This is a genomic window from Marinibaculum pumilum (genome assembly GCF_042646425.1).
Classification (GTDB): Bacteria; Pseudomonadota; Alphaproteobacteria; order Ferrovibrionales; family Ferrovibrionaceae; genus Marinibaculum; species Marinibaculum pumilum.
In genome coordinates this window covers 1-1,065 of the sequence record NZ_JBHRTR010000051.1, presented here as the reverse complement: position 1 = coordinate 1,065, position 1,065 = coordinate 1, and the positions used below count along the sequence as shown (strand labels likewise).

The following is a 1,065-nucleotide window of genomic DNA, read 5'->3' as shown; positions in this document are numbered from 1 at the left end:
AGGTTGGCACCTTCCTCGTTGATATCCGCCAGGGTCAGCTTGTCGGCGCCCGTCTCCAGGGTGTCGACATAGGCCTGGGAGAAGTCCAGACGGGTATTCAGGAAGGTGACGTTCGAGCCCAGGTCCGCGGCCGTCGACCGCAGGGTCGTGATCGCATCGTCGAGGCGGGCGATCCCCTTGTCGAAATTCGACACGCTGGCACTGGTGAAGGCCACCGAACTCGCCGCCGAGAAGGCGATGATGTTGCAGGCGAGAGACCCCGCCGCGGTGGCCCCGATCGAGGTGAACAACGCGCCGCTGGTGGTCGAGGAGACCTGCAGGTTCTTGCCCTGAACGTCGAGCTTGGCGTTCGAGCTATCCGAGAACTGCACGGTCAGCTTGGCCGTGGAGGAGTTCAGCAGGTTCAGGCCCTGGTACGACGAGTCGTTCAGGATCTGGTTCAGCTGTTCCGACAGCGTGTTGAACTGCGTCTGCAGCGCCGTCTGCTCGGTCGTCGAGGCGGTCTTGGCGCTCTGCAGGATACCCTTGAGCTGGCGCAGGGTGGCGTCGACCGCCTCCACGCCGTCATTGGCAGCCTGCAGGCTGGAGATCGCCTGGTTGATCTCCGACTTCCTATCGGAGATGTCGCTGGCCCGGTCGGTCAGCGACTTCGCCTGGAAGAAGGAGACGGCATCGTCGATGGCGCTGTTGACCCGCTGGCCGGTGGCCAGGCGGGTCTCCGTCCGCTGAGCGAGCGAGTCCGTCCGCTGCAGGGACAGCAGGTTCGTCCGGATGGACGAACTGAGGGCTATTTCAGCCATGGGTCAGCTCCTTTCTGAAGCTCGGTGACACGGCCCTTCGGGCCGCTGGGAAAATTTTACCTAGGCACTTTCTGCGCTGGGTAAATCTTGCCTACCTAGAAGAGCGAGAGAACGGCCCGCTCGTTCTGGCCGGCGAAGGACAGGGCCTGCAGGGCCAGCTGCTGCCGGGTCTGCAAGGCAACAAGGTTGGCACCTTCCTCGTTGATATCCGCCAGGGTCAGCTTGTCGGCGCCCGTCTCCAGGGTGTCGACATAGGCCTGGGAGA

Annotated in this window: 2 protein-coding genes; both read right to left on the bottom strand. The window is 63.5% G+C overall.

All coding sequences use genetic code 11. The features are described 5' to 3' along the window. Positions 1 to 800: flagellin (locus tag ACFOGJ_RS27020; RefSeq protein WP_379906395.1), on the bottom strand; the 800-nt coding region annotated here is incomplete at its 3' end. Positions 801 to 895: 95 nt separating this feature from the next. After that, positions 896 to 1,042 carry a hypothetical protein gene (locus tag ACFOGJ_RS27015; protein ID WP_379906396.1) on the bottom strand — a complete coding sequence of 49 codons (147 nt, stop codon included), beginning with the start codon at positions 1,040 to 1,042 and terminating at the stop codon, positions 896 to 898. Positions 1,043 to 1,065: the final 23 nt, after the last annotated feature.